Source organism: Streptomyces sp. URMC 126, from assembly GCF_051386555.1.
Taxonomy (GTDB): domain Bacteria; phylum Actinomycetota; class Actinomycetes; order Streptomycetales; family Streptomycetaceae; genus Streptomyces.
The window spans coordinates 1-266 of record NZ_JBPQTX010000928.1 but is presented as its reverse complement, the minus strand read 5'-3'; the positions used below and the strand labels follow the sequence as shown (position 1 = coordinate 266).

General features: G+C 63.9%; 1 protein-coding gene. It reads left to right on the top strand.

The genetic code is table 11. The features are described 5' to 3' along the window. On the top strand, positions 1-266 hold a 266-nt coding region (locus tag ACSNOK_RS34525), incomplete at both ends, for a hypothetical protein (RefSeq protein WP_436784667.1).

Below are 266 nucleotides of genomic sequence, written 5' to 3'. Positions count from 1 at the left end.
ACGGTTAACCGGGACAGCCTTCTGGCCTTCGATGCGTTCACGGGACGGCTTGGCTTGAAGAGCCGGGCCGATGCCTTGCGCCGGGTGTGTCGTGTTCCGTCCGCGTTTCTGGAGCCTGATCCTGACCTGGCCGATGCCCTGCGCGACGTGGCGCGGGAGTTGTCCGCCATCGGGCGGAACGTGAACCAGCTGGTCGCCATCAATAATTACGAGGTGCGGCGTGGCGAGAAGCTGAAGCTGACCAAGCCGCAGCAGCAGGTTCTCAG